The sequence below is a fragment of the Ruegeria sp. AL12 genome, assembly GCF_056540885.1.
On record NZ_JBQFXN010000004.1, the window covers coordinates 218,762 to 242,454 of the forward strand.

The following is a 23,693-nucleotide window of genomic DNA, read 5'->3' on the forward strand; positions in this document are numbered from 1 at the left end:
ACGCTTAGCCCATCATCTGGTAGCTGACCGGGACAAAGCGAAAGCCTTCTCCACGGGTCTCAACATACCCGGCGCCGGGGAAGGGCATGTGATAGCCGACCATCGGCACTTTGTCGGCAGCCAGCATGCCAAGAACATCGCGGCGTGCGGCAGTGGCTGCGGCCTTGTCCATGTCAAACCGGACTTCCCATTCGGGATGGGCGAAAGACCAGACATAGTGGTTGGCCAGATCCGCCGTCAGCACCAGACGTTGCCCGTTGCTTTCCAGATGGTAGACCGTGTGGCCCGGTGTGTGGCCATAAGCGGCCACTGCGGTAATGCCCGAGGCAACCTCGCCCCCGTCTTCGACAAAGGTCATTTTCTCGGCCAGCGGTGTGACTTTTTCAGCGACCAGATCGCCCACGCGATTGCCTGCGTCCTGCGCAGCCCAGAAATCATATTCCGGAGAAGCCGTCACGTAGCGCGCATTCGCAAAGGTCGGCGCGCCTTCGGTGGTCATGCCACCGATATGGTCAGGGTGCATATGCGTTATCACGACCACATCGATCTGATCCGGGGTCACGCCCGCATCTGCCAGCGCGGCCTGTATGCCACCTTGCCCCAGACCGGTATCAAACAGAACCAGCTCTGATCCCGTGTTGACCAGTGAGGGGGTAAAGAAAAACTGTGCGACGTCTGCCGGAATGAAGTTTTCAGCCGAAACCTTGGCAAATTCTTCGTCCGTCGCTCCGCCCCCAAAAATCTCTTTGGCTCCGTCGCGTGGAAAGCTGCCATCCAGCAGGGTCGTGACCGTGAAATCGCCAATATGAAATGACCTTGCGATGGTCGAGTTTGCTTTGGTTTCCGGGCTGGCGGCCAGAACCGGTGCGGCGGCAGCTGCAAACGGCAAGGCGGCGGCACTTCCCAAGGCTGCGCGGCGTGTAAGTTTTATTGTCATCTTCGTTCTCCCTGTCAGGACATCATTGGTTCAGTTAGGGCGTCGAGAGTCTCTTGCCAGTTTATACGCCATTCAGATGGGGTGCATGGGTGAATAATACGTGTTAATTTTTGTTCATGGCGCGATCAGACAACAAGACAGTTCCGACAGATCAAAGCGTCGAGAATTTCCTGAGAACGGTTCAACCGGCGCGCCGTGCTGAAGACGCGCACCAGCTTGACAAATTGTTTCGCGCCACCACCGGGTTTAGCCCTGTCATGTGGGGCCCGTCGATCGTCGGGTATGGCCGCTACCATTATCGCTACAAATCGGGTCGTGAAGGCGACTTTCTGGCAACCGGTTTTTCGCCGCGCAAATCAGCTTTGGTGATTTACATCATGCCGGGTTACGCAGATTTTGCGGATCTCATGGCCAGATTGGGAAAGCACAAGCTGGGCAAGTCCTGTCTTTACGTCAACAAACTGGCGGATATCGACACGGGTGTTTTGCGCGAACTCATTCGCGCTGGACTGGACGACCTCGACAGGGTGTGGCCGGTGAAACCTTTCTGAATCACCTGATGGATCAAGCGGCGGCTGGACAAAAACGCCCCCATGTGACAAGAGCCGCGCCAACAGGAGACACCCATGACAACCACCCGTTTCGCCCCGTCGCCCACCGGTTACATCCATGTGGGCAACCTGCGCACCGCCCTGATGAACTATCTGATTGCCCGCAAGGCAGGCGGTACGTTCATCCTGCGCATCGATGATACCGACCCTGAGCGGTCGAAAGAAGAATATGTCGATGCCATCAAGCAGGACCTGGAATGGCTGGGCTTGCATTGGGACCGGGTCGAGCGTCAGTCGGACCGTCTGGACTGCTATGCCGAAGCGGCCGACAAGCTGCGCGCGATGGGTCGTTTGTACGAAGCGTTCGAAACGCCGACCGAGCTGGATCTGAAACGCAAGAAGCAACTGAACATGGGCAAGCCGCCGGTCTATGACCGCGCTGCGCTGAACCTGTCGGAGGCCGAGAAAGAGAAGCTGCGCGCCGAACGTGGCAACGGCGTCTGGCGCTTCAAGCTGGATCATGAACGTATCGAATGGAATGACGGCATTCTTGGCGACATCTCGATTGATGCGGCTTCGGTTTCCGATCCGGTTTTGATCCGTGGCGATGGTCAGGTTCTCTATACGATTGCGTCGGTTGTGGATGATACTGAAATGGGCGTGACGGATGTCGTACGGGGTTCGGACCATGTGACCAACACGGCGACGCAGATCCAGATCATCGAGGCGCTGGGCGGGCGTTGTCCGCGTTTTGCCCACCATTCTCTGCTGACTGGTCCGCAGGGCGAGGCATTGTCGAAACGGCTGGGCACGCTGGCCTTGCGCGATCTTCGCGAACAGGGTGTGCAACCGATGGCGTTGCTGAGCCTTATGGCGCGTCTGGGCTCGTCTGATCCGGTTGAGCTGCGCTCGGAAATGGCCGAGCTGATCGAAGGGTTCGATGTAAACCGGTTTGGCGCCGCGCCGACCAAGTTCGATGTGCAGGACCTGTTCCCGCTGACCGCGAGGCATTTGCAATCGCTGCCGCTGTCAGATGTGGCCAGTGCCGTTGCGGATGCCGGTGTTCCAGATGAATTGGCAGAACCTTTCTGGGCCATGGCCCGTGAAAACATCACCACCCTGGCCGATCTCAAGGGCTGGTGGGAGCTGTGCCGTGACGGGGCCGATCCCCTGATCGCCGATGAAGATCAGGAATTTATTGCCCAGGCAATGGCTTTGCTGCCCGAAGGTCCGTTCGACGGCGAGACCTGGAGCACCTGGACCAAAGCCGTGAAAGAGGCAACCGGTCGCAAGGGCAAAGGTCTGTTCATGCCGCTGCGCAAAGCGCTGACCGGCAAGGAGCGCGGCCCGGAAATGGCAGCGCTGATGCCGTTGCTACAGGTGATCCGCGCGCGCGGCTAACGTGGTGGCACACCAGAATTCTGGGCCACGTCATCGGCGTGGCCCTTTTTTTTACGCTGGTTGCACAATTCGAACCGACAAACTGGTCAGGCGGTCATCGACAAAATCACGTTCGACAGGTTTGAGTTGCTGGTGGCGTGGATAACGCGGTTCGGCGCGATCATTCAGGATCGGGGCATCCCATCCGGTTGTCGTCTCAAAGAATCGATCCGCGCCGTCCTCGCCGAATGCCCGCAAGTAACCCTGCACGACAACGTCGATATAGCTGAGCAGCAACGGGTGGTGATTGCTGGGCTCGCTGTGCCGATCCTGAGGGACGGCGTAGACAGCTATTTCGACATCGTGCGTCAGGGGATGCGAAACCGACTGTGTTGCAGGAATTCGGTCATACGCCCATTCCCGTTCATCCAGCGCGGCCCAGTCATTTTTTGGAACATGCGCAATCATGCCTTCGATCTCTGACTCCGGGTCGGGCACGGCAGTCAGAAACGCCACGGGTCGCAGATCGGTATGCCGCCAGGCCCGCCGCCAACCTTTCAGTCGCGCGGGGCGTGGATCGGGGAAATCATGCGTCGCAAGGTTCACAAGGCTGCCATAGCCAAAGAAATAGGGGTCGGCCATCCGAGAAGTGTCCTTTGGGTCGATTGATGTATGTCAAACCGCTTTTTTCCCGGACATGCAATAAGGTTGCATCTTGAATTTAGGGAGGCCCTCATGCGGATTACCAAAAGGACGAATATCGCTGTGCGCCTGTTGATGTATTGCGCAGCTCACCCGGACAGGCTGGTCACGAAATCCGAAATTGCCGAAGTGTGCAACATTTCGGAAAACCATCTGGCGCAGGTGATCAATCAGCTGAGCCAGCTGAACTATCTGAGCACGCAGCGCGGTCGTAACGGTGGCATGTCGCTGGCGCGCCCGGCGGATCAGATACGCATCGGTGCGGTGTTCCGGCATGTTGAAGGGGCTTTGCCCATTGCCGAGTGTTTCGCCGACGCTGACAACACGTGCCCTCTTACGGATGCCTGTCGGCTGAGGCTTGCGCTTCAGGACGCGGCAGAGGTGTTCTATGCGTCCCTGGACGATGTTACCCTGGATGCTTTGGTATGTGACAATGATCCGCTGCTGAGGCTCTTGCAGCCCGTGGCCTGCGTGCGCTGATTTCAATCGCTCGCGCGCAATATGCGCGCCGGACGCACCGAAAGTGGACGCAGGGCAAATGCCAGCCCAGCACATAACGTGACGCCTATCCCGGCCAGAACGATGCCGAAGGCCGATGACCAGATGACCGTGAACTCTGTGTCGAAGATGTAGGTGGCAACGGCCCAGCCGCCCAGAATGCCAACGAACAGCGCGACGCATCCCGCAGCGGCCCCAAGCAGAACAGATCGCAGGCCAAAGCTGCGCAGGATACTGCCACGATCTGCACCCAATGTCCTGAGGATCGCTGCTTCGTATCTGCGGGCAGGTTCGCCCGCCGCCGCTGCGCCGATCAGAACCAGAAATCCGGTCAGCAGCGATACTCCTGCACCGTACGAGGTCGCTGCGGCGATGCCTGCCAGCAGGCCCGAGACACGATCAATGGCGTCGCGCACCCGGATGGCCGTGATATTGGGGAACTGGCCCGCAAGATCCCGCAGGATGGCCGCCTCGGCCTGTTCTTCGGCATAGACCGTCGCGATAAAGCTGTGCGGCGCACCGGCCAGCGCAGAGGGGTTCATCGACATGACAAAGCCCATTCCCGCGGTAGAGAAATCCACCTCGCGCAGGGACGTCAGTTCTGCCGTGATGTCTCGCCCCAGGATATTGACGGTCAGTTGGTCGCCCAAGTTCAGGCCCATCTCTTCGGCTTCTTCGGCGGCAAAGCTGACCTGCGGCGCGCCTGCGTAATTTTCGTCCCACCATTCCCCTGCGGTCAAGCGTGTGTTCGGCGGCGGTTGAACCGAATAGGTCACGCCGCGATCCCCTTCCAGCACCCAGTGATCTCCGGCCACGTCCCGAGCGGGCCGGCCGTTGATCTGCGTGATGATCCCGCGCAACATTGGCGCGCTTTCAATGCGGCTGACCGCGGGGTCGCTTTGCAGGCGTTCGGTGAAGCCGGGCATTTGATCTTTCTGGATGTCCACAAAGAAGTACGACGGCGCAACATCCGGCAGGTTGCCCGAAATGGCGTTGCGCAGGGTCCCGTCGATCTGCCCGACCGCAGCCAGCACCGACAGGCCCAGCCCCAGTGACAGAACTACAGATCCTGCACCTTCGCGTGGGTCCGAGATGGCCGACAACGCCCATCTGACTGTGGGCCGCCCGCGGGCCAACGAAGTCCCAGCCCGGGCCAGTTTGCGAATGGCATAAGCGGCGAGGGCCAACAGCGCCAGTGCACCGACAAGCCCGCCGCCGGTCCAGACAGTAAGCCGCGTCGAGCCGCTGAACCATGATGCCAGGGCGATCAGCAACAACAGCCCGGCACCCGTTGCCACGACGTAAATCAGACGTGGAAAGGGGCGGGCCGAGCTCAGCGCGTCGCGAAACAACGTCGCGGCGCGCACATCTTCGGTGCGGGCCAGTGGCCAAAGGGTGAACAGGAACGCTGTGAGCAGACCGTATATTGCTGCCTCGATCAGCGGCTGTGGATAAAGGGAAAACACTGCGGGAACCGGCAATTGGCTTTCCAGCAGCGGGGCCAGAACAAGCGGCGCCAATCCACCCAGCGTCAGGCCGATCGCGATCCCGAAGACGGACAGAACGCCAATTTGAATCATGTAGGTTTGAAAAATGGTGGCGCGATCGGCCCCCAAGGTGCGCAGAGTCGCAACCGTTTCCGTCTTCTGCCCCAGATAAGCACGCACGGCGGCAGAAACGCCGATGCCTCCGACGGCAAGCCCGGACAGCCCGACAAGGACAAGAAATGCACTCAGGCGATTGACGAACTCGGATATCCCGGGGGCACCGTTGCGTGCATCCGTCCAGCGCATTCCAGTGCCTTCGAATGCCGCGTCAGCCCTTGCGGATACATCCGAAAGATCTGCGTTCCGGGGCAGGATCATCCTGTACTTTGTTGAAAACAGTGTTCCGGGTTCCAGCAGACCGGACGCCTGCAATGCCTCGGTTCGCACCAGAGTGCGCGGCCCAAGGCCAAACCCATCCGCCGCGCTGTCGGGCTCGTCCAGCAAGGCAGCCGTCAGGATGAGCTCTTGCGTCCCAAGTGAAAACCGATCACCGACGGACAACCCAAGCCGGTCCATCAGCACAGGTTCCATCACGGCCCCAGGCAAGCCGAAACTGCCGTTCAGGGCGTCTTCCAGCGGGATCTCGGGTTCCAGCCGTACCGAGCCGACAAGTGGGTACGCGTTGTCGACCGACTTAACCTGAGTCAGCGCTCGTTCCGGACCTGTCGCGCCGGGCACAACGGCCATCGAGCGGAAATCGACAACCTCGGACATCTGGACGGATGTCTGTTGCATCCAGGCGCGCTCTGCCTCATCGGCAAAACGATAGGTGAATTCAAGTTCGGCATCGCCCCCCAGCAGCGAGGCCCCTTCTTGCGCAAGCCCAGCCTGTATGGCCTGCCGCACCGACCCGACGGCCGCGATGGCGGCGACCCCCAACGCCAAACAGGCCAGAAAGATCCGAAAACCGCTCAGGCCTCCGCGTAGCTCGCGGCGGGCGAGCCGCCCGGCCATCCGCAGGCTCATTCCGCGGCCTCCTGCCGGGTCTCTTCGGCGATCCTGCCGTCACGCAACCGAACGACCCGATCACATCTTTCGGCCAATGAATGGCTGTGGGTCACCAGAACCAGGGTTGCATCGTATTTCCGGCGCAGACCAAACAGCAAATCAACAATTGCGGCCCCGTTGGTTTCGTCCAGGTTCCCGGTCGGTTCATCAGCCAACAGGATTTTGGGGCGCGGCGCAGATGCTCGTGCCAAGGCAACACGCTGTTGTTCTCCGCCCGACAGTTGCGCCGGGTAATGATCGCGACGGTGCGACAGGCCAACGGCGTCCAGCTCTTGCTCGGCCCGGTCGAACGCATCCTTGTGCCCTGCCAGTTCCAATGGGATTGCCACGTTTTCAAGCGCGGTCATCGTCGGGATCAGATGGAAGTTCTGAAACACCACCCCCATACTGTCGCGCCGAAACCGGGCCAGAGCGTCCTCATCCATGTCGGTAAGGTCTTGACCCAGCGCCATGATTTGACCGTGCGTCGCCTGTTCCAACCCCGCCATCAACATCAGCAGCGAAGACTTGCCCGAGCCAGAAGGCCCGATAAGCCCCAGCGTCTCGCCCTTGTTCACAGTCAACGTAATGTCATGCAGAATATCGACCCGCCCGGCATTGCCATCCAGGGACAAAGAGGCATCTTGGAGGGCGAGAACAGCAGTCGTCATGGGTCTACCCGAAAAAGGAGCGGTCTTTTGGGATATGGAGCGATCACCACGTTGCGCAAGGCTTTGATGGCAGGCCTTTTCACGTGGTGCGGTTTTGCGGCCACAGCCGAACAAGTGGTGATTGCGGCTTTGGGGGACTCGCTGACTCAGGGCTATGGGCTGGTGGAGGAAAGCGGGTTTGTTCCACAGCTTGAACGCTGGTTGCAGACGCAGGGCGCGGATGTCCGCGTCATCAACGCAGGTGTTTCGGGCGACACGACGGCGGGCGGGGCCGCACGTGTGGACTGGACCCTGACACCGGATGTGGATGGCATGATCGTTGCCCTTGGCGGCAACGACCTGCTGCGTGGGATCGACCCTGCCGTATCAAAGGCCAATCTGCGCAGGATCCTGGACGTGGCGCTAGACGCGAATGTACCGGTTCTGCTGATCGGTATGCAGGCGCCGGGCAACTACGGGGCCGATTACAAGCAAGCTTTCGACGGAATGTACCCAGACTTGGCGAAGGAGTTCGACGTCCTCTTCGCCGCCAGTTTCTTCGAAGGGCTTGCGGCCGAGGGCGACCCCGGCGCGGTATCGCAGTTCATGCAGCCGGACGGAATACATCCAAACGCGGATGGGGTGGTAAAGATCGTTGAATCACTGGGGCCGTCCGTTCTGAAGCTTGTTGATCAGGCGGGTCGAGCGGAATAGGCGCCAATCCATGGGCACCTAGACGACCGTGACAACGGTTCCGATCGGGACCCGGTTGTACAAATCGATCACATGCTCGTTCAGCATTCGTATGCAACCGTTGGACACCGCCCGGCCAATGGTCTGCGGCTGCGTCGTGCCGTGGATGCGGAAATAGGTGTCGACACCGTTCTGGAACAGATACAGCGCGCGCGCGCCCAGCGGGTTATCTCCGCCGCCGGGTTGGACATAGTCGTTGTCCTTGAATTTGGCGTAAGCGACGGGATCACGTTCGATCATCTCATCGGTCGGGCGCCAGGTCGGCCATTCCTTTTTCACATCGATGGTGGCCGTGCCGGTAAACTCCAACCCCGCTTTGCCGACGCCGCATCCATAGCGGATCGCCTTGCGAGGTTCCGTGACGAAGTAAAGATAGAACGACCGGGGCGCGACCAGCAGCTGACCAGGTACGAACTGTTTCTTGATGCGCACGAATTGCGGTGTCGGATCATACTCGACCGCTTTTTTGGCGCTGGCGATGCCCGGCAACATGCTGGCCGCCGTTCCGGCCAGAAAAATACGGCGTGTAAACATCGAAACCCTCGTCGAATGACCAATGAAACTGAAACCAATTTCATCATGATACGATATTTGGTCAATTCTAGGGCAGACATCACGTGGACGTGATGTGTCCTGCCTGCCACCCGAGGTGGTGGCGGGAAAGGGGCGAGGGGAATCCCCTCACCCGATATCAAGCTCAGGCCAGCTGGATGCTGTCGGCGCTTTCGCGGCCGTCACGACCGGCGCGCAGCTCGTACGTGACTTTCTGGTTGTCGGCCAGACCGGTCAGGCCCGAACGTTCGACAGCCGAGATGTGTACGAATACATCTTTGCCGCCCTCTTCCGGTGCGATGAAGCCGAAGCCTTTGGTGGTGTTGAACCATTTTACGGTGCCTGCTGGCATATCCGTGTCTCCTGTTTGAGTGCTGCCCACGGAGTTGCGGCAGCCTGGCGTCGTCGGTCTGTATCGATAGACTGACTGCCGATGAAGGAGACAGTAGGTCGAATAGAAAAACGTAAGCTCTTTGCATATGGCATCGGGGCGGGGGTGTGACAAGGGATTTTGTTTGATTTGTGCAGGGGCATGAGGGATTTCCGCCGTGTCCACAGGCCCGGGGAGGCTAGTTTTCTTTCACGGTGCCGCAGCCTTGCCCAGCATCGACGAACAGGTTGGACGGTCGCTCTTAGTTATCACTGATGCCGTGCAGAGTGGTGTTCCTGTCACCAGATGGTCACCGCCTTTTTAACTGCAATGCAGGGCGCGATGCGGGTTGCGTCAATCGCGATCGCTTTCCCGTTCAGGCGTGGGCGATCAAGCCAGTCACGATCGGGATGAAGGCACCTTAGTCGCGCCAGCGTTTGCACCGGTTGAATACCGGTTTGTGCCGCGCGCATTCTTTGTCAAAATCGCGCCCAAGAAAGTCGTCGCGATGGATGATGGAGACTGTCCCGCGCTACACGCCTGCCGTTGATGCAAGGCACGCGCTGCGATTTCAGAGACGAAAATGCCAGGCATGCCCGTTACCCATAAAGTGCGTGGGCCTCGGCAAAGGACAACAGACGACGGTTCTTCTCGTCCCACAGGTGAAGCCGCGCATTGGCGAGGCTTTCACGGATGGTCATCCGGTTGCTGTTTGCCAGTTCTTCATGATCACGCAGCACTTCGGTCAGACGGTAGAACGGAATGCGGCTGTAGAGGTGGTGTACATGGTGGATGCCGATATTGGCACTGAACCACTGCAGCACTGAGGGCAGGATATAGTGCGAACTTCCGTGCAGCGCTGCTTCATGCAGTTGCCAGTCTGCATCGGCGTCCCAATGCGTGTTCTCGAACTGGTGTTGTACATAAAACAGCCAAACTCCGGCCGTTGCGGCAATCAGAGTCGACGGCAGAAAGATCAGCAACATCGGCATCAGCCCGCCAAAATAGTAGACGGCCACAAGGGCAATCAGAATGGCAAGATTGGTCGCCATCGCGCTGACCCAGAACCTGACGCTGTCTGTCAGGCCCAGCGGAAGGCGGTTTTGAAACAGAAACAGATAACCGGGGCCAAGCACGAACAGAGTTATCGGGTTCCGGTACACGCGGTACCAGAACCTGTTCAGTGGTGTTTTGGCGCGGTATTCCGCCACGGTCAGGGTGTGGACATCGCCCATCCCGCGCTTGTCCAGGTTGCCGGAACTGTTGTGATGCGTGGAATGACTGCGGCGCCAGACATCATATGGTGTCAGTGTCAGAACTCCGATGCCGCGCCCGATCCAGTCGCTGACGGCCCGGTTTTTGAAGAATGCGCCGTGCCCGCAATCATGCTGGATGGCAAACAAGCGCAACAGAAAGGCCGCATTGAGGGCGGAAATCACAAAGGCCAGCCAATAGCTGACTGAAAGTGACATCCAGGACAATGCCCACAGTCCGATAAAGGGGATAATGCTTACACCCAGCTCAAAAGCGCTGCGCATTTGGTCCGGTTCGCGATATTTGGCAAGCGTTGTTACCCAGTCACGTGCGGCGGTGGTCTCCGGCTTGTCGCGGAGCGAGAGAGAGGGTTCAGTCATACGCCTGCCAGTCAAGTGTTTGCTGGCCACCGGATAGACGACCACCCCGACATAGCAAGCGGTTTTTGCAAAAGTTGCTGCATTTCACGGTCACTTTTCGGTCAAAGGCCGGCAGAGGTGCCCTTTGCGTAACACTTGGCTCAAGACCTCATGCCGGCATCCCGGGGCGCAGGGCAATCTACAGGCTTGTCAAGTGCGGTTATCGGGCCTATACGCCTGCGGTGGCTTTCCGCCACGAGAATCAAAACCAAGAAATGCCGTGTTTGGCCCATCACGCTTCGGGGTCATATCCGGCTTAGGAGAAGCGACATGAAACTGAACGAACTGCGCGACAATCCAGGCGCCAGCCCGAAACGCACCCGCGTTGGCCGTGGTCCGGGTTCTGGCAAAGGTAAAATGGGTGGCCGTGGTATCAAAGGCCAGAAATCCCGTTCGGGCGTGGCCATCAACGGCTACGAAGGCGGCCAGATGCCATTGTACCAGCGTTTGCCCAAGCGCGGCTTCAACAAGCCGAACCGCAAGGAATTCGCCGTTATCAATCTGGGTCTGATCCAGAAATTCGTCGACGCCGGCAAGCTGGACGCTTCGGCTGCGATCACCGAAGACGCTCTGGTTGCGTCCGGTCTGGTGCGCCGCAAGCTGGACGGTATCCGCGTTCTGGCCAAAGGCGAAATCAGCGCCAAGGTGAACCTGGAAGTGACCGGTGCTTCGAAATCTGCCGTCGAGGCAGTCGAGAAAGCGGGCGGTTCACTGAAGGTCACAAAAGCTGCTGCGGCAGAGTAATCGCTTGTGAGCGGGCAAAGACCCGCTTACATAGACCTCAGAGTTTTCCAAGACGCCGTCCGAGCCGGAAAACGGTTCCGGGCGGCGTTTGCATAAGAGAGACCGATTTATGGTATCAGCAGCAGAACAAATGGCAGCCAACACAAGCTGGGCTGCTTTGGGCAAGGCCACCGATCTGCGCAACCGCATCCTGTTCACGCTGGGTTTGCTGATCGTCTATCGTCTGGGCACCTTTATTCCGGTGCCGGGGATTGACGGAGCAGCTTTGCGCGAGTTCATGGAGCAGGCGGGGCAGGGCATCGGCGGCATGATTTCGATGTTCACCGGCGGGGCGCTGGGGCGGATGGGTATCTTTGCCCTCGGCATCATGCCTTACATCTCGGCCTCGATCATCGTTCAGCTTCTGACATCCATGGTTCCCGCGCTCGAACAACTCAAGAAAGAGGGCGAGCAGGGGCGCAAGAAGATCAACCAGTACACCCGCTTCGGCACCGTGGCGCTGGCCACCGTTCAGGCTTATGGTCTGGCCGTTTCGCTGGAATCGGGCGATCTGGCGACTGATCCGGGGCTCTATTTCCGCATGTCGACCATGATCACGCTGGTTGGCGGCACAATGTTTCTGATGTGGCTGGGTGAACAGATCACTGCACGCGGGATCGGCAACGGTATCTCTTTGATCATCTTCGTCGGCATCATTGCCGAAGTTCCGGCAGCTCTGGCGCAGTTCTTTGCAAGCGGCCGCAGCGGTGCGATCAGCCCCGCCGTGATCGTTGGCGTGATCGTCATGGTCATCGCGGTCATCACCTTTGTGGTGTTCATGGAGCGCGCCCTGCGCAAGATCCACATTCAGTACCCGCGTCGTCAGGCCGGTATGAAAGTCTACGAAGGCGGCTCAAGCCACCTGCCGGTCAAGGTCAACCCTGCGGGTGTCATTCCGGCGATCTTCGCCAGCTCGCTGCTGCTGCTGCCGGTCACGATCTCGACCTTCTCGTCCGGTGCTGCCAACGGGCCGGTCATGTCGTGGCTGCTGGCCAATTTCGGCCCCGGACAGCCGCTTTACCTTCTGTTCTTTGCCTCGATGATCGTGTTCTTCGCCTATTTCTATACGTTCAACGTGTCGTTCAAACCGGACGATGTGGCGGACAACCTGAAAAAGCAGAACGGTTTTGTGCCCGGCATCCGGCCCGGCAAGAAAACCGCCGAGTATCTGGAATACGTGGTCAACCGCGTGCTGGTTCTGGGTTCGGCCTATCTGGCGGCGGTCTGTCTGCTGCCCGAAATTCTGCGGGGCCAGTTTGCCATTCCGTTCTATTTCGGTGGCACCTCGGTTCTGATTATCGTCTCTGTGACCATGGACACGATCCAGCAGGTCCAGAGCCACCTGCTGGCGCATCAATATGAAGGGCTTATCGAAAAGTCCCAGCTGCGCGGCAAAGGCAAGAAACGCGGCAGAAAGGGAGCTGCTCGTCGATGAACATCATTCTTCTGGGCCCCCCGGGGGCAGGTAAGGGAACGCAGGCGCGTCACCTGGTAGAGACCCGCGGGATGGTGCAGCTCAGCACCGGGGATATGCTGCGCGAAGCCAAGACCAGCGGAACCGAAATGGGCCAGAAGGTTGCTGCGATCATGGACGCGGGCAAGCTGGTCACCGATGAGATCGTGATCGGCCTGATTGAAGAAAAACTGACCACCGAAAAGGGCGCCGGTTTCATCTTTGACGGCTTCCCCCGCACTTTGGCACAGGCCGACGCGCTGTCGGCTCTGCTGACCAAGCTGGGCCAGTCCCTGCATACCGTGATCGAAATGCGCGTGGATGACGATGCTCTGGTGGAACGGATTACCGCACGGTCAACCTGCGGCGGGTGCGGTGAGGTCTATAACGACAAGACCAAGCCGATCCCAGCTGACGGCAAATGCACCAATTGCGGCAAGGAAAATGACTTCGTTCGTCGCGCCGACGATAACGAAGACAGTCTGCGCACGCGGTTGATGGAATACTACAAGAAGACCTCACCGCTGATCGGCTATTACTATGCCAAGGGCGATCTGCGCCCCGTGAACGGGCTGGCGGACATCAAGGAAGTCACGGCGTCGATCGAGGCCATTCTCTGCTGATTTCAATATGGGCTTGACGGCACCGCCAAAAGCCCATATCGACCCCCATCCCTAAAGGGAATCAAGACCGCGTGCGGGATTCGTCCCAACCGCCCCGACCACCTCGAATAATGCTGAACCCTCTGGCCACACTGCCACGGTAAAGCGTTGTGAAAAAAGGTTCTGGAGTTACGGAACCGCAACGAAAAGGAAAGTGACACGTGGCACGTATTGCCGGCGTAAACATCCCGACTGCAAAGCGGGTACCTATCGCCCTCACATATATCACCGGTATCGGAAACACCTCGGCCAAAGCGATCTGCGAAGCCGTGGGCATTGAAGCGCACCGTCGCGTCAACGAACTGTCCGACGCCGAAGTTCTGGCCATCCGCGAGCACATCGACGCAAATTTCACCGTTGAAGGTGACCTGCGTCGTGAAGTTCAGATGAACGTCAAGCGCCTGATGGACCTGGGCTGCTATCGCGGTCTGCGTCACCGCCGCAACCTGCCGGTTCGCGGTCAGCGTACCCACACCAACGCTCGTACCCGCAAAGGCCCCGCAAAGGCCATCGCTGGTAAGAAGAAATAAGGGAGGGTCTGACCGATGGCACGTGACAAGACTCGCGTTAAGCGCAAAGAGCGTAAGAACATCGCATCGGGCGTTGCCCATGTGAATTCGACCTTCAACAACACCAAGATCCTGATCTCGGACGTACAGGGCAACGCCATCTCGTGGTCGTCTGCCGGTACCATGGGCTTCAAGGGATCGCGGAAATCGACCCCCTACGCCGCTCAGATGGCTGCGGAAGACGCAGGCAAGAAGGCGCAGGAACATGGCGTCAAGACGCTGGAAGTCGAAGTTCAGGGCCCCGGTTCGGGCCGTGAATCGGCACTGCGCGCGCTGGCTGCCGTGGGCTTCAACATCACGTCGATCCGCGACGTGACACCGATTGCTCACAACGGCTGCCGCCCGCCGAAGCGTCGTCGCGTCTAAGCGATTTTGAATTGAGCTGGGGCTGTGTTTCTGCACGGCCCCAGCACGTCATTTTGAACCTCGGGCGTCTGCACCTTGTTGGTCATGGGGCGCGGACAGGAATGGAGGGATTACATGATCCACAAGAATTGGGCAGAATTGATCAAGCCGACCCAGCTGGAAGCCAAGCCGGGCAATGATCCTGCACGTCAAGCCACCCTGGTTGCCGAACCGCTGGAGCGTGGCTTTGGTCTGACCCTGGGCAACGCCCTGCGCCGCGTCCTGATGAGCTCGCTGCAAGGTGCGGCCATCACCAGCGTCCAGATTGACAACGTCCTGCACGAGTTTTCGAGCGTGGCAGGCGTTCGTGAAGACGTCACCGACATCATCCTGAACCTCAAGCAGGTTGCCCTGCGCATGGAAGTCGAAGGCCCCAAGCGCCTGTCGATCAATGCCAAAGGCCCCGCGGTTGTCACTGCGGGTGACATCAGCGAAAGCGCCGGCATCGAGGTTCTGAACCGTGATCACGTCATCTGCCACCTCGACGATGGCGCTGACCTGTTCATGGAGCTGACCGTCAACACCGGCAAGGGCTATGTCTCGGCCGAGAAGAACAAGCCCGAAGACGCACCCATCGGCCTGATCCCGATCGATGCGATCTATTCGCCGGTCAAAAAGGTCGCCTATGACGTTCAGCCGACCCGTGAAGGTCAGGTTCTGGACTATGACAAACTGACCCTGAAGATCGAAACCGACGGTTCGATCACGCCCGAGGATGCACTGGCCTTTGCCGCTCGTATCCTTCAGGATCAGCTGTCGATCTTCGTCAATTTCGACGAGCCGGAATCGGCAAGCCGTCAGGACGAGGACGATGGTCTGGAGTTCAACCCGCTGCTGCTGAAGAAGGTGGACGAGCTGGAACTGTCGGTCCGTTCGGCAAACTGCCTGAAGAACGACAACATCGTCTATATCGGCGATCTGATCCAGAAGACCGAAGCCGAGATGCTGCGCACCCCGAACTTCGGCCGCAAGTCGCTGAACGAGATCAAGGAAGTGCTGTCCGGCATGGGGCTGCACCTGGGCATGGATGTCGAGGATTGGCCGCCGGACAACATCGAAGATCTGGCGAAGAAATTCGAAGACGCGTTCTAAGCGCGTCTTCCCCAATGCCCGGCCCGAAGTGGGAATATCCGGGGACCAAATGGGCATTCCCGCCCCAAGGAGAGCCGGTGACACGCATCGCCGGCCAGACAAAGCAAAACGCGAAAGAAGGAACTGAAAAATGCGTCACGCACGTGGTTACCGCCGCCTGAACCGTACTCATGAGCACCGTAAAGCTCTGTTTGCGAACATGGCTGGCTCGCTCATCGAACATGAGCAGATCAAGACAACTCTGCCCAAGGCTAAAGAACTGCGCCCGATCATCGAAAAGCTGGTCACTCTGGGCAAGCGGGGCGACCTGCACGCCCGCCGTCAGGCTGCCTCGCAGCTGAAAGAAGACAAAGACGTCGCAAAGCTGTTCGAAATCCTGGGCCCCCGCTACGCCGAGCGTCAGGGCGGTTACGTCCGTATCCTGAAAGCAGGCTTCCGCTATGGCGACATGGCGCCGATGGCGATCATCGAGTTCGTTGATCGTGACGTCGATGCCAAGGGCGCGGCCGACAAAGCCCGCGTTGCCGCCGAAGAGGCAGCAGACGAAGAATAAGATCTGACCCAAGGTCACGGTCGAACCTCCGTTCGGGAAACCGGACGGAGGTTTTTTCGTTATGGCATGTCCGACATGTTGCGGGGCATACCCGACCGCCGACTTGCAATTCAGATTTTGTGTCAGCATATCTGGGCCAATCGCAAAAAACGGAGCCACCATGATCCGCGTAATGCTGACCCTTGTTGCCTTGACCTGCGCGACGCAAGGAATGGCCGAAACGAAAGTTCCGCAGTCACAGGCCGAGATTTCGTTGGGATTTGCCCCGGTCGTGAAACAGGCATCGCCGGCGGTTGTGAATATCTATGCCAAGATCGTCCGGCAGGGCCGGGCAAGCCCGTTTTTCTCGGACCCGTTCTTTCAGGATTTCTTTGGCCGAGGGTTTGGCGAACCACGTCAGCGGGTTCAAAACTCGTTGGGTTCCGGGGTTATCCTGTCTGACGATGGGTATGTTGTTTCCAACTATCACGTGGTTGGCTCTGCGACCGAGATCCGGGTTGTCACCACGGATCGGCGCGAGTTTTCGGCCGAGGTTGTGCTGGGCCATGAGGAAAGCGATATCGCGATCCTGCGGCTGAAAGAGGCCGAAGATCTGCCCTATCTGACCCTTCGCGATTCCGATCAGGTCGAGGTTGGAGAGCTGGCGCTGGCCATCGGAAACCCGTTCGGGGTGGGGCAGACGGTATCGTCCGGCATCATCTCGGGGCTGGCGCGCACGGGCACGGCAACCGGGAATGGCCGCGGATATTTCATCCAGACGGATGCGGCAATCAACCCGGGCAACTCCGGTGGGGCGCTGATCGATGTGAATGGCCAGCTTATCGGGATCAATACCTCGATTCTGACCCGATCGGGTGGGTCAAACGGAATAGGCTTTGCCATCCCCGCCAATCTGGTGGCGCAATTCCTCAAGCAGGCGAAGCAGGGAAACGAAACCTTCGTCAGCCCGTGGGCGGGAATGTCGGGTCAACACATGAGCGCGGATATCGCGGAATCCCTTGGCCTGGCCATCCCGTTGGGCGTTGTGATCTCTGATCTGCATGAGCTCAGCCCTTTGCGCGACGCAGGGTTCAGAGTGGGAGACGTGGTAACCCATGTGGACGGGGACGAGGTCAATTCACCCGCCGAGATGAAGTTTCGGATGTCGGTTGCCGGAGTGGGCGGAACCTCGGCTCTGACCCGTCTGCGCGGGGACCAAAGTGAAGATGTCGAGGTGGCGCTTATCAAAGCCCCCGATGTTCCGGCCGCCGAAGAAACGACGTTGAATGACAGAACCGTTCTTCCGGGGTTGGTGGTGTCCCGGGTCAATCCCGCGGTGATCACCAGGATGGGATTGTCGCTGTCGCTGACCGGTGTCGTCGTGGTGGATCCCGGCCCGTATGGCGGAAGGGCGGGTTTGCGAACCGGTGATATTCTTGAAAGCATCAATGCCGATGAGATCCAGCGCCCTCGGGACGTTGAGACCGCGCTGACCGATCCGGGCCGTTTCGTGCAGATAGGTCTGGTGCGCGGGGGGCGGTCCGTCTCTTTGCGGTTCCGGTTGTGACCTGTGAGTGATCTGTTCGATACCGGGGCGGCAGAACCCGCCGCTTCTCCTCACCGGCCTCTGGCTGACCGGTTGCGGCCTCGATCCCTGGCCGAGGTGATCGGGCAGGAGCAGGTGCTGGGCCCCGAGGCCCCTCTGGGTGTCATGCTGGCGGCAGGCAGTTTGTCCAGCCTGATCTTCTGGGGTCCACCCGGAGTTGGAAAGACCACGATTGCACGGCTGTTGGCACAGGAAACCGATCTGCATTTCGTTCAGATCAGTGCGATCTTTACCGGTGTGCCGGATCTGAAGAAAGTCTTCGAGGCCGCGAAGATACGCCGCCAGAACGGGCAGGGCACCTTGTTGTTCGTGGACGAGATTCACCGCTTCAACAAGGCTCAGCAAGATGGGTTTCTGCCCCATATGGAAGACGGGACAATCCTGTTGGTCGGCGCAACCACCGAGAACCCGTCATTCGAGTTGAATGCCGCTGTGCTCAGCCGGTCGCAGGTGCTGGTGCTGGAACGGTTGAGCCTTGCCGATCTGGAGCGTCTGACCCAGCGGGCCGAGAAAGAGTTGAGCCGCGCGTTGCCATTGACGCCTGCCGCCCGCGATGCGTTGCAAGAGATGGCCGACGGCGACGGTCGGGCTTTGCTGAACCTGATCGAACAGGTTTCGGCGTGGAAGGTGGACGCGCCGCTGGCCCCCGACGCGCTGTCAACGCGTTTGATGCGGCGGGCTGCAAAATACGACAAATCCGGTGATGAGCATTACAACCTGATCTCGGCCCTGCACAAATCGGTGCGCGGATCTGACCCCGATGCGGCCTTGTATTGGTTCGCGCGCATGCTGACCGGGGGCGAAGATCCGCGTTATCTTGCGCGCAGGATCACACGCATGGCGGTCGAGGACATAGGCCTGGCCGATCCGCAGGCGCAGGCCATTTGTTTGCAATCGTGGGAAACCTACGAACGTCTGGGTTCACCCGAGGGCGAGTTGGCGCTTGCTCAAGCGCTGGTCTATCTTGCCCTGGCGCCAAAATCCAACGGCGCCTATGTCGGCTACAAGGCGGCAATGCGGCTGGCCAAGCAATCCGGCAGCGAGCCACCGCCCAAGCATATCCTGAACGCGCCGACCTCTTTGATGAAGGATCAGGGTTACGGCGCGGGCTATGCCTATGACCATGATGCCGAGGACGGGTTTTCCGGTCAGAACTACTTCCCCGAGACGATGAAACGCCCGGTTTTGTATCAGCCGGTCGAGCGCGGTTTCGAGCGTGAGCTAAAGAAACGCCTCGATTATTTTGCCAAGTTGCGGACACAGCGGAACAGCTAGTAACGCAGGGTCAGTCGTGGAGGTTCCGCTGCGTCACAGGCGACAGGATTGAAATTGAACGCTTCCCTTGGGTCAAAGCTTGCAGGGGAGGGCTTGATATGCCGATTTTAATCGAAAAATCCGAAGATGTCTGGACCGTCATTCACGACAGGCCGGATGCGCGGAACGCCGTTGATACGGAACATGCCGAGGCTCTGGTCGAGGCATTTCTGAGTTTCGAGGCCAGTTCGGCCAAGGCTGCGGTATTCTGGGGCAAAGGTGGCAATTTCTGTGCAGGGTGGGATCTGAAACTTGCCGCATCGCTGGCCGATCCCGAACGGCGCGAGGCGTATTTCGACCAACATGGCTTTCCCATCGGTTCGGCCCCGTCAACGCTGGGGCCCATGGGGCCGTCGCGGCTGGAGCTTTCGAAACCTGTCATCGGCGCGATAGAAGGCGCGGCAGTGGCCGGAGGAATGGAGCTTGCCTTGTGGTGCGATATCCGGGTCATGGCGGAAACGGCTTACTTGGGTGTGTTTTGCCGCCGCTGGGGGATTACCCTGATGGATGGTGGTTCGGTCAGGTTGCCGCGTCTGGTGGGGCAGGGCAAAGCATTGGAGATTGCTCTGACCGGGCGCAAGGTCGAGGCGGAGGAGTGTTACAGGATTGGGCTGGCGGAAAAGGTCGTTCCGCATGGCGCAGCACGAAAGGCGGCTGAAGACATGGCACATGATATCGCCCGTTTCCCGCAAGAGGCCGTTCGGGCAGACCGCCGGTCGATCATCGAAACCCGTGGAATGCCGGTTCGTGACGCGCTGAAGGTTGAATGGGCCAACGGGTTGGATGCCATTCGCCGCGAAGGAACCGCTGGTGCGGCCCGTTTTCGGGATGGAGCGGGGCGGCACGGCGACTTCTCGAACATCTGAGATCCAGAGCCTGATACCTTGACTCTTGCCGCGTTGCGCGCGACAGACGCCCATGATTTCTGGGACACGGATAAACACGCAATCCGGGCGGATCACCCGCGCGGAAAAAGGGGTAATGGCATGAGTGGCGTGCAGATGATTACAGTCGCCGAAGGGGATGGGGACCAGCGCGTGGATCGCTGGCTGCGCCGCCTGTTTCCGCATGTCAGCCAGGGGCGCATTGAAAAGATGTGCCGCAAGGGAGAATTGCGTGTTGATGGTAGCCGTGCCAAGGCCTCGACCCGGTTGGAGGCAGGGCAGGTTGTTCGCGTGCCGCCTTTGCCGGACGCTGATCACAAACCGGCTGAGGTCAAGCATCACATCTCGGATGCGGATGCCAAGATGATCCAGTCCTGCGTGATCTACCGCGACGATCACATTCTGGCGCTGAACAAGCCGCATGGTCTGCCGGTGCAGGGCGGCAGCGGGCAGACAAGGCATGTTGACAGCCTGTCCGAAGCGCTGCGGTTCGGCTATGACGAGAACCCTCGGCTGGTTCATCGATTGGACAAGGACACCTCAGGTGTTCTGCTGCTGGCCCGCACGCGTGAGGCCGCCAAGGGTCTGACGGCCGCTTTCCGTCACCGCGATACGCGCAAGATCTACTGGGCGCTGGTTGCCGGTGTTCCAACGCCGTACCTAGGGGAGATCAAGACCGGCCTTGTCAAGGCGCCCGGTCATGGCAAGCACGGCGAGGGTGAAAAGATGATCCCCGTGCATATGAACGAAATCGACAGCACTCCGGGCGCAAAACGCGCGCATACGCATTATGCAACACTCTATCGAGTTGCCGGCCGCGCCGCCTGGGTCGCGATGGAGCCGATCACCGGACGTACGCACCAATTGAGGGCGCATATGGCCGCAATCGGACATCCGATTATCGGCGACGGAAAATACGGCGGTTCGGGTCAGGAAAACCTTGGCGACGGATGGGGCGCGCAACTGGGTGGGATCATCAGCAAAAAGCTGCATCTGCACGCACGGCGACTGTCCTTCCTGCATCCGGTGACGCGGAAACCAGTGACCGTGACGGCGTCCTTGCCTGAGCATATGAAGCATAGCTGGGACACGTTCGGATGGAGCGAGGATCTGGCGGCTGACGACCCGTTTGAGGAACTGCAATGAGCGCACCCTTGCGGCTGGTCCTGTTCGACGTCGACGGTACTCTGGTCGACAGTCAGGGCAGCATCGTTCATTCCATGACTGCCAGCTTTCAGGCCGCTTCCGTGCCGGTTCCGACGCGAAAGGCGATCCTGTCCATTGTCGGCTTGTCGCTGCCGCATGCCATCGCACGGTTGGTGCCGGAACAGCCTCTTTCGGTCCAGAACGATCTGGTCGAAGGGTATAAAGAGGCCTATCACGCCCATCGTCTTGAATTGGGCGCGGCAAGTTCGCCGCTGTACCCCGGTGCGCGCGAGGCGATTGAAGCGTTGCATGCCGTGCCCGAAGTGCTTCTTGGCGTGGCAACCGGCAAGTCGCAGCGCGGGTTGGACGCATTGATCGAAGCCCACGGGCTGGAACCGTATTTCGTGACCCGGCAAGTCGCGGATCACCACCCGTCAAAGCCGCATCCGTCCATGGTGCAGACCGCATTGGCGGAAACCGGGGTCGATCCGGCCTGCGCAGTGATGATCGGCGACACGAGCTTTGACATGGATATGGCTGCGGCCGCCGATGTTCGCGGCATCGGCGTCACCTGGGGCTATCATGACCGATCGGCTCTGACCGCAGCTTCTTGCATTATCGAAACCTTTGACCAGTTGCCCAATGCGCTGGCTGGGATGTGGGATTGAAAGATGAGTGACTGGAAACCGAAACGCTTCTGGAAGGACAGCACCGTTGTCGCGGTTGATGGCGGGTTCACCGTCGAACTGGATGGCCGCAGGGTCAAAACACCCGCCAAGGCAGACCTGATCCTGCCAACCCGCCCCATGGCCGAAGCGGTGGCAGGGGAATGGGACGCGCAGGAAAAAGAAGTTGATCCTGCCGTGATGCCTTTCACCCGTTCTGCAAATGCAGCGATAGACAAAGTCCGCATCCAGCACGGGGAAGTGGCCGACATGCTGGCCGATTATGGCGATTCCGATTTGTTGTGTTATCGCGCAACCCACCCGCAGGAGTTGCAGGATCGTCAGAGCGCCGAATGGGACCCCGCTCTGGATTGGGCCGAGACCGCGCTGTCTGCCCGTCTGGTTCCGGTTGCGGGCGTCCTGCATCAACCGCAGCCGGAATCCGCCCTGGCGAAATTGCGTTCTCGGGTGCACGGGCTGGATGCGTTCCAACTGGCCGCTTTTCACGATCTTGTCAGCTTGTCGGGGTCATTGATTCTTGGCTTTGCGGCCGCCATGAATTGGCGCAAACCTGACGAGATTTGGCGCATTTCAAGATTGGATGAAACCTGGCAGATCGAACAATGGGGCCATGACGAAGAAGCCCATCAGGTTGCCGAGGCCAAGAAAGCAGCCTTTATGCATGCCAAACGCTTCTTTGAATTATCGGTTTGATCCTAAATTCCGGTTTTTTGAGCAAATCTGTAAACAGCTTGGGGCCTGATCCATCGATTTCGATGATCCGGCCCTTGACGTTTGTTTATGAATACGCCCAAACTCAGTGCCACTAAAGGGGAGACACCTTTGGGGTAACCTATCCGGCATCCACTTGCCGGGCAGAGCCGTCTCGGACGGGGCGGAAAATCAGGAAGAGGTAAAAATGAAAAAATCCGTAATCTTGGGCGCGGCAACGATTGCCGGTCTTGCTGCCGGCGCAGCCATGGCGGGGACCGTTGACGACGTTAAAGCACGCGGCAAGCTGAATTGTGGTGTGACCACCGGTCTGGTTGGTTTTGCTGCGCCCGACGCCAATGGCGAATGGCAGGGCTTTGACGTATCGCTGTGCCGCGCCGTTGCTGCTGCCGTTCTTGGTGACGCCAACGCCGTTGAATTCGTTCCGACCACTGGTAAGACACGTTTTACCGCTCTGGCCTCGGGCGAGATCGACATGCTGGCAAGGAACACCACCTGGACCTTCAGCCGCGACGTCGACCTGAAGTTCGAATTCACCGGTGTGAACTATTATGACGGTCAGGGCTTCATGGTTCCCAAGGCGCTGGGCGTCAGCTCGGCCAAGGAACTGGACGGCGCCCGTGTCTGCATCCAAACCGGCACCACCACCGAGCTGAACCTGGCCGATTTCTTCCGCGCCAACAACATCAGCTACGAGCCGGTTCCGATCGAAACCAACGCCGAAGCGCAGCAGCAGTACCTGGCCGGTGCATGTGACGTTTACACCACCGATGCATCGGGCCTGGCCGCAACCCGCGCCACCTTCGAAGCGCCGGACGAGCACATCCTGCTGCCCGAAATCATCTCGAAAGAGCCGCTGGGCCCGCTGGTCCGTCATGGCGACCACGAGTGGGGCGACGTTGTCCGCTGGACCCTGAACGCACTGATTTCGGCTGAAGAGCTGGGTGTGACCTCGGCAAATATCGACGAGCTGAGCGCCGGCACCGACAACCCGGAAATCAACCGCCTGCTGGGTACAGAAGGCACTCTGGGTGAAATGCTGGGTCTGGACGCCGACTGGGCGGCCAAAGCGATCAAAGCTGGCGGCAACTATGGTGAAATCTTTGCCAAGAACATCGGTGAAGAAACACCGATCGGTCTGGCGCGCGGCCTGAACGCACAGTGGACCGAAGGCGGCCTGCTGTACTCGCCGCCGTTCCGTTAAGGCATCAATGGAAGAGGGCGCGGGGCAACCTGCGCCCTCTTCTACA

The 23,693-nt window shown here is 59.4% G+C and carries 25 protein-coding genes; 18 read left to right on the forward strand and 7 right to left on the reverse strand.

Annotated elements, in window-relative coordinates; genetic code table 11:
* Positions 1–4: 4 nt before the first annotated feature.
* Positions 5–937 carry an MBL fold metallo-hydrolase gene (locus ACR0C6_RS13510; RefSeq protein WP_171171063.1) on the reverse strand — a complete coding sequence of 311 codons (933 nt, stop codon included), beginning with the start codon at positions 935–937 and terminating at the stop codon, positions 5–7.
* A gap of 116 nt (positions 938–1,053) precedes the next feature.
* Here ACR0C6_RS13510 and ACR0C6_RS13515 point away from each other — a divergent pair, with 116 nt between their 5' ends.
* Entirely contained in the window at positions 1,054–1,488 is a 435-nt protein-coding gene (locus ACR0C6_RS13515; protein WP_171119649.1) for a DUF1801 domain-containing protein, read from the forward strand.
* A gap of 75 nt (positions 1,489–1,563) precedes the next feature.
* The gene (gene gltX / locus ACR0C6_RS13520) at positions 1,564–2,889 is read left to right on the forward strand and encodes a glutamate--tRNA ligase (protein WP_480619734.1); all 1,326 of its coding nucleotides are present in this window, start codon (positions 1,564–1,566) and stop codon (positions 2,887–2,889) included.
* 51 nt (positions 2,890–2,940) lie between these two features.
* Here the strand turns inward: gltX and ACR0C6_RS13525 are convergent, their stop codons facing one another.
* Positions 2,941–3,510: a gamma-glutamylcyclotransferase family protein gene (locus ACR0C6_RS13525; protein WP_480619736.1), complete on the reverse strand. Its 570-nt coding sequence runs from the start codon at positions 3,508–3,510 to the stop codon at positions 2,941–2,943.
* A 93-nt stretch (positions 3,511–3,603) separates the two neighbouring features.
* Here ACR0C6_RS13525 and ACR0C6_RS13530 point away from each other — a divergent pair, with 93 nt between their 5' ends.
* Positions 3,604–4,050 (forward strand): RrF2 family transcriptional regulator, encoded by a 447-nt coding sequence (locus ACR0C6_RS13530; RefSeq protein WP_170346430.1) that lies wholly within the window; start codon positions 3,604–3,606, stop codon positions 4,048–4,050.
* A 2-nt stretch (positions 4,051–4,052) separates the two neighbouring features.
* On the opposite strand, the gene ACR0C6_RS13535 is transcribed toward ACR0C6_RS13530, so the two are convergent.
* Positions 4,053–6,581: an ABC transporter permease gene (locus ACR0C6_RS13535; protein WP_480619738.1), complete on the reverse strand. Its 2,529-nt coding sequence runs from the start codon at positions 6,579–6,581 to the stop codon at positions 4,053–4,055.
* Complete coding sequence (locus tag ACR0C6_RS13540) at positions 6,578–7,273, reverse strand: ABC transporter ATP-binding protein (protein ID WP_480446741.1); 696 nt, start codon at positions 7,271–7,273, stop codon at positions 6,578–6,580. Before ACR0C6_RS13540 ends, ACR0C6_RS13535 begins: the two co-directional genes overlap by 4 nt.
* Before the next feature lie 66 nt (positions 7,274–7,339).
* Here ACR0C6_RS13540 and ACR0C6_RS13545 point away from each other — a divergent pair, with 66 nt between their 5' ends.
* Positions 7,340–7,966 carry an arylesterase gene (locus tag ACR0C6_RS13545; protein WP_152459810.1) on the forward strand — a complete coding sequence of 209 codons (627 nt, stop codon included), beginning with the start codon at positions 7,340–7,342 and terminating at the stop codon, positions 7,964–7,966.
* 18 nt (positions 7,967–7,984) lie between these two features.
* On the opposite strand, the gene ACR0C6_RS13550 is transcribed toward ACR0C6_RS13545, so the two are convergent.
* From ACR0C6_RS13550 to ACR0C6_RS13560, 3 genes are all read right to left on the reverse strand, one after another.
* Positions 7,985–8,539, reverse strand: coding sequence for a L,D-transpeptidase (locus ACR0C6_RS13550; protein WP_170346434.1), 555 nt, complete (start codon positions 8,537–8,539; stop codon positions 7,985–7,987).
* 163 nt (positions 8,540–8,702) lie between these two features.
* Complete coding sequence (locus tag ACR0C6_RS13555; protein WP_152456904.1) at positions 8,703–8,909, reverse strand: cold-shock protein; 207 nt, start codon at positions 8,907–8,909, stop codon at positions 8,703–8,705.
* 617 nt (positions 8,910–9,526) lie between these two features.
* A complete protein-coding gene (locus tag ACR0C6_RS13560) occupies positions 9,527–10,561 on the reverse strand; it encodes a fatty acid desaturase (protein ID WP_480619741.1) in 1,035 nt (344 codons plus the stop codon).
* A 309-nt stretch (positions 10,562–10,870) separates the two neighbouring features.
* Here ACR0C6_RS13560 and rplO point away from each other — a divergent pair, with 309 nt between their 5' ends.
* From rplO to ACR0C6_RS13630, 14 genes are all read left to right on the forward strand, one after another.
* Positions 10,871–11,344, forward strand: a complete 474-nt coding sequence (gene rplO / locus ACR0C6_RS13565; RefSeq protein ID WP_152456906.1) for a 50S ribosomal protein L15 — start codon at positions 10,871–10,873, stop codon at positions 11,342–11,344.
* A gap of 109 nt (positions 11,345–11,453) precedes the next feature.
* Positions 11,454–12,818: a preprotein translocase subunit SecY gene (secY, locus tag ACR0C6_RS13570; protein WP_152456907.1), complete on the forward strand. Its 1,365-nt coding sequence runs from the start codon at positions 11,454–11,456 to the stop codon at positions 12,816–12,818.
* Complete coding sequence (locus tag ACR0C6_RS13575) at positions 12,815–13,459, forward strand: adenylate kinase (RefSeq protein ID WP_480619744.1); 645 nt, start codon at positions 12,815–12,817, stop codon at positions 13,457–13,459. The genes secY and ACR0C6_RS13575 overlap by 4 nt, the downstream gene beginning before the upstream one ends.
* 200 nt (positions 13,460–13,659) lie before the next feature.
* On the forward strand, positions 13,660–14,028 hold the full coding sequence (gene rpsM, locus ACR0C6_RS13580; protein ID WP_008757392.1) for a 30S ribosomal protein S13: 369 nt from the start codon (positions 13,660–13,662) through the stop codon (positions 14,026–14,028).
* A 15-nt stretch (positions 14,029–14,043) separates the two neighbouring features.
* The gene (gene rpsK / locus ACR0C6_RS13585; RefSeq protein WP_008757289.1) at positions 14,044–14,433 is read left to right on the forward strand and encodes a 30S ribosomal protein S11; all 390 of its coding nucleotides are present in this window, start codon (positions 14,044–14,046) and stop codon (positions 14,431–14,433) included.
* Positions 14,434–14,547: 114 nt separating this feature from the next.
* The gene (locus ACR0C6_RS13590; protein WP_117870179.1) at positions 14,548–15,564 is read left to right on the forward strand and encodes a DNA-directed RNA polymerase subunit alpha; all 1,017 of its coding nucleotides are present in this window, start codon (positions 14,548–14,550) and stop codon (positions 15,562–15,564) included.
* A gap of 130 nt (positions 15,565–15,694) precedes the next feature.
* Entirely contained in the window at positions 15,695–16,117 is a 423-nt protein-coding gene (gene rplQ, locus ACR0C6_RS13595; protein WP_480619746.1) for a 50S ribosomal protein L17, read from the forward strand.
* A gap of 160 nt (positions 16,118–16,277) precedes the next feature.
* Positions 16,278–17,663 (forward strand): trypsin-like peptidase domain-containing protein, encoded by a 1,386-nt coding sequence (locus tag ACR0C6_RS13600; protein ID WP_480619748.1) that lies wholly within the window; start codon positions 16,278–16,280, stop codon positions 17,661–17,663.
* Positions 17,664–17,666: 3 nt separating this feature from the next.
* Positions 17,667–18,977, forward strand: coding sequence for a replication-associated recombination protein A (locus tag ACR0C6_RS13605; protein ID WP_171233059.1), 1,311 nt, complete (start codon positions 17,667–17,669; stop codon positions 18,975–18,977).
* A 98-nt stretch (positions 18,978–19,075) separates the two neighbouring features.
* Positions 19,076–19,882: a crotonase/enoyl-CoA hydratase family protein gene (locus ACR0C6_RS13610; RefSeq protein ID WP_480619750.1), complete on the forward strand. Its 807-nt coding sequence runs from the start codon at positions 19,076–19,078 to the stop codon at positions 19,880–19,882.
* Positions 19,883–20,002: 120 nt separating this feature from the next.
* Positions 20,003–21,046, forward strand: coding sequence for an RluA family pseudouridine synthase (locus ACR0C6_RS13615; protein WP_480619752.1), 1,044 nt, complete (start codon positions 20,003–20,005; stop codon positions 21,044–21,046).
* Entirely contained in the window at positions 21,043–21,714 is a 672-nt protein-coding gene (locus ACR0C6_RS13620) for an HAD-IA family hydrolase (protein ID WP_480619754.1), read from the forward strand. The genes ACR0C6_RS13615 and ACR0C6_RS13620 overlap by 4 nt, the downstream gene beginning before the upstream one ends.
* Positions 21,715–21,717: 3 nt before the next feature.
* Positions 21,718–22,425, forward strand: a complete 708-nt coding sequence (locus ACR0C6_RS13625) for an ATP12 family chaperone protein (protein ID WP_480619756.1) — start codon at positions 21,718–21,720, stop codon at positions 22,423–22,425.
* A gap of 205 nt (positions 22,426–22,630) precedes the next feature.
* Complete coding sequence (locus ACR0C6_RS13630; RefSeq protein ID WP_152456916.1) at positions 22,631–23,647, forward strand: amino acid ABC transporter substrate-binding protein; 1,017 nt, start codon at positions 22,631–22,633, stop codon at positions 23,645–23,647.
* Positions 23,648–23,693 lie beyond the last annotated feature (46 nt).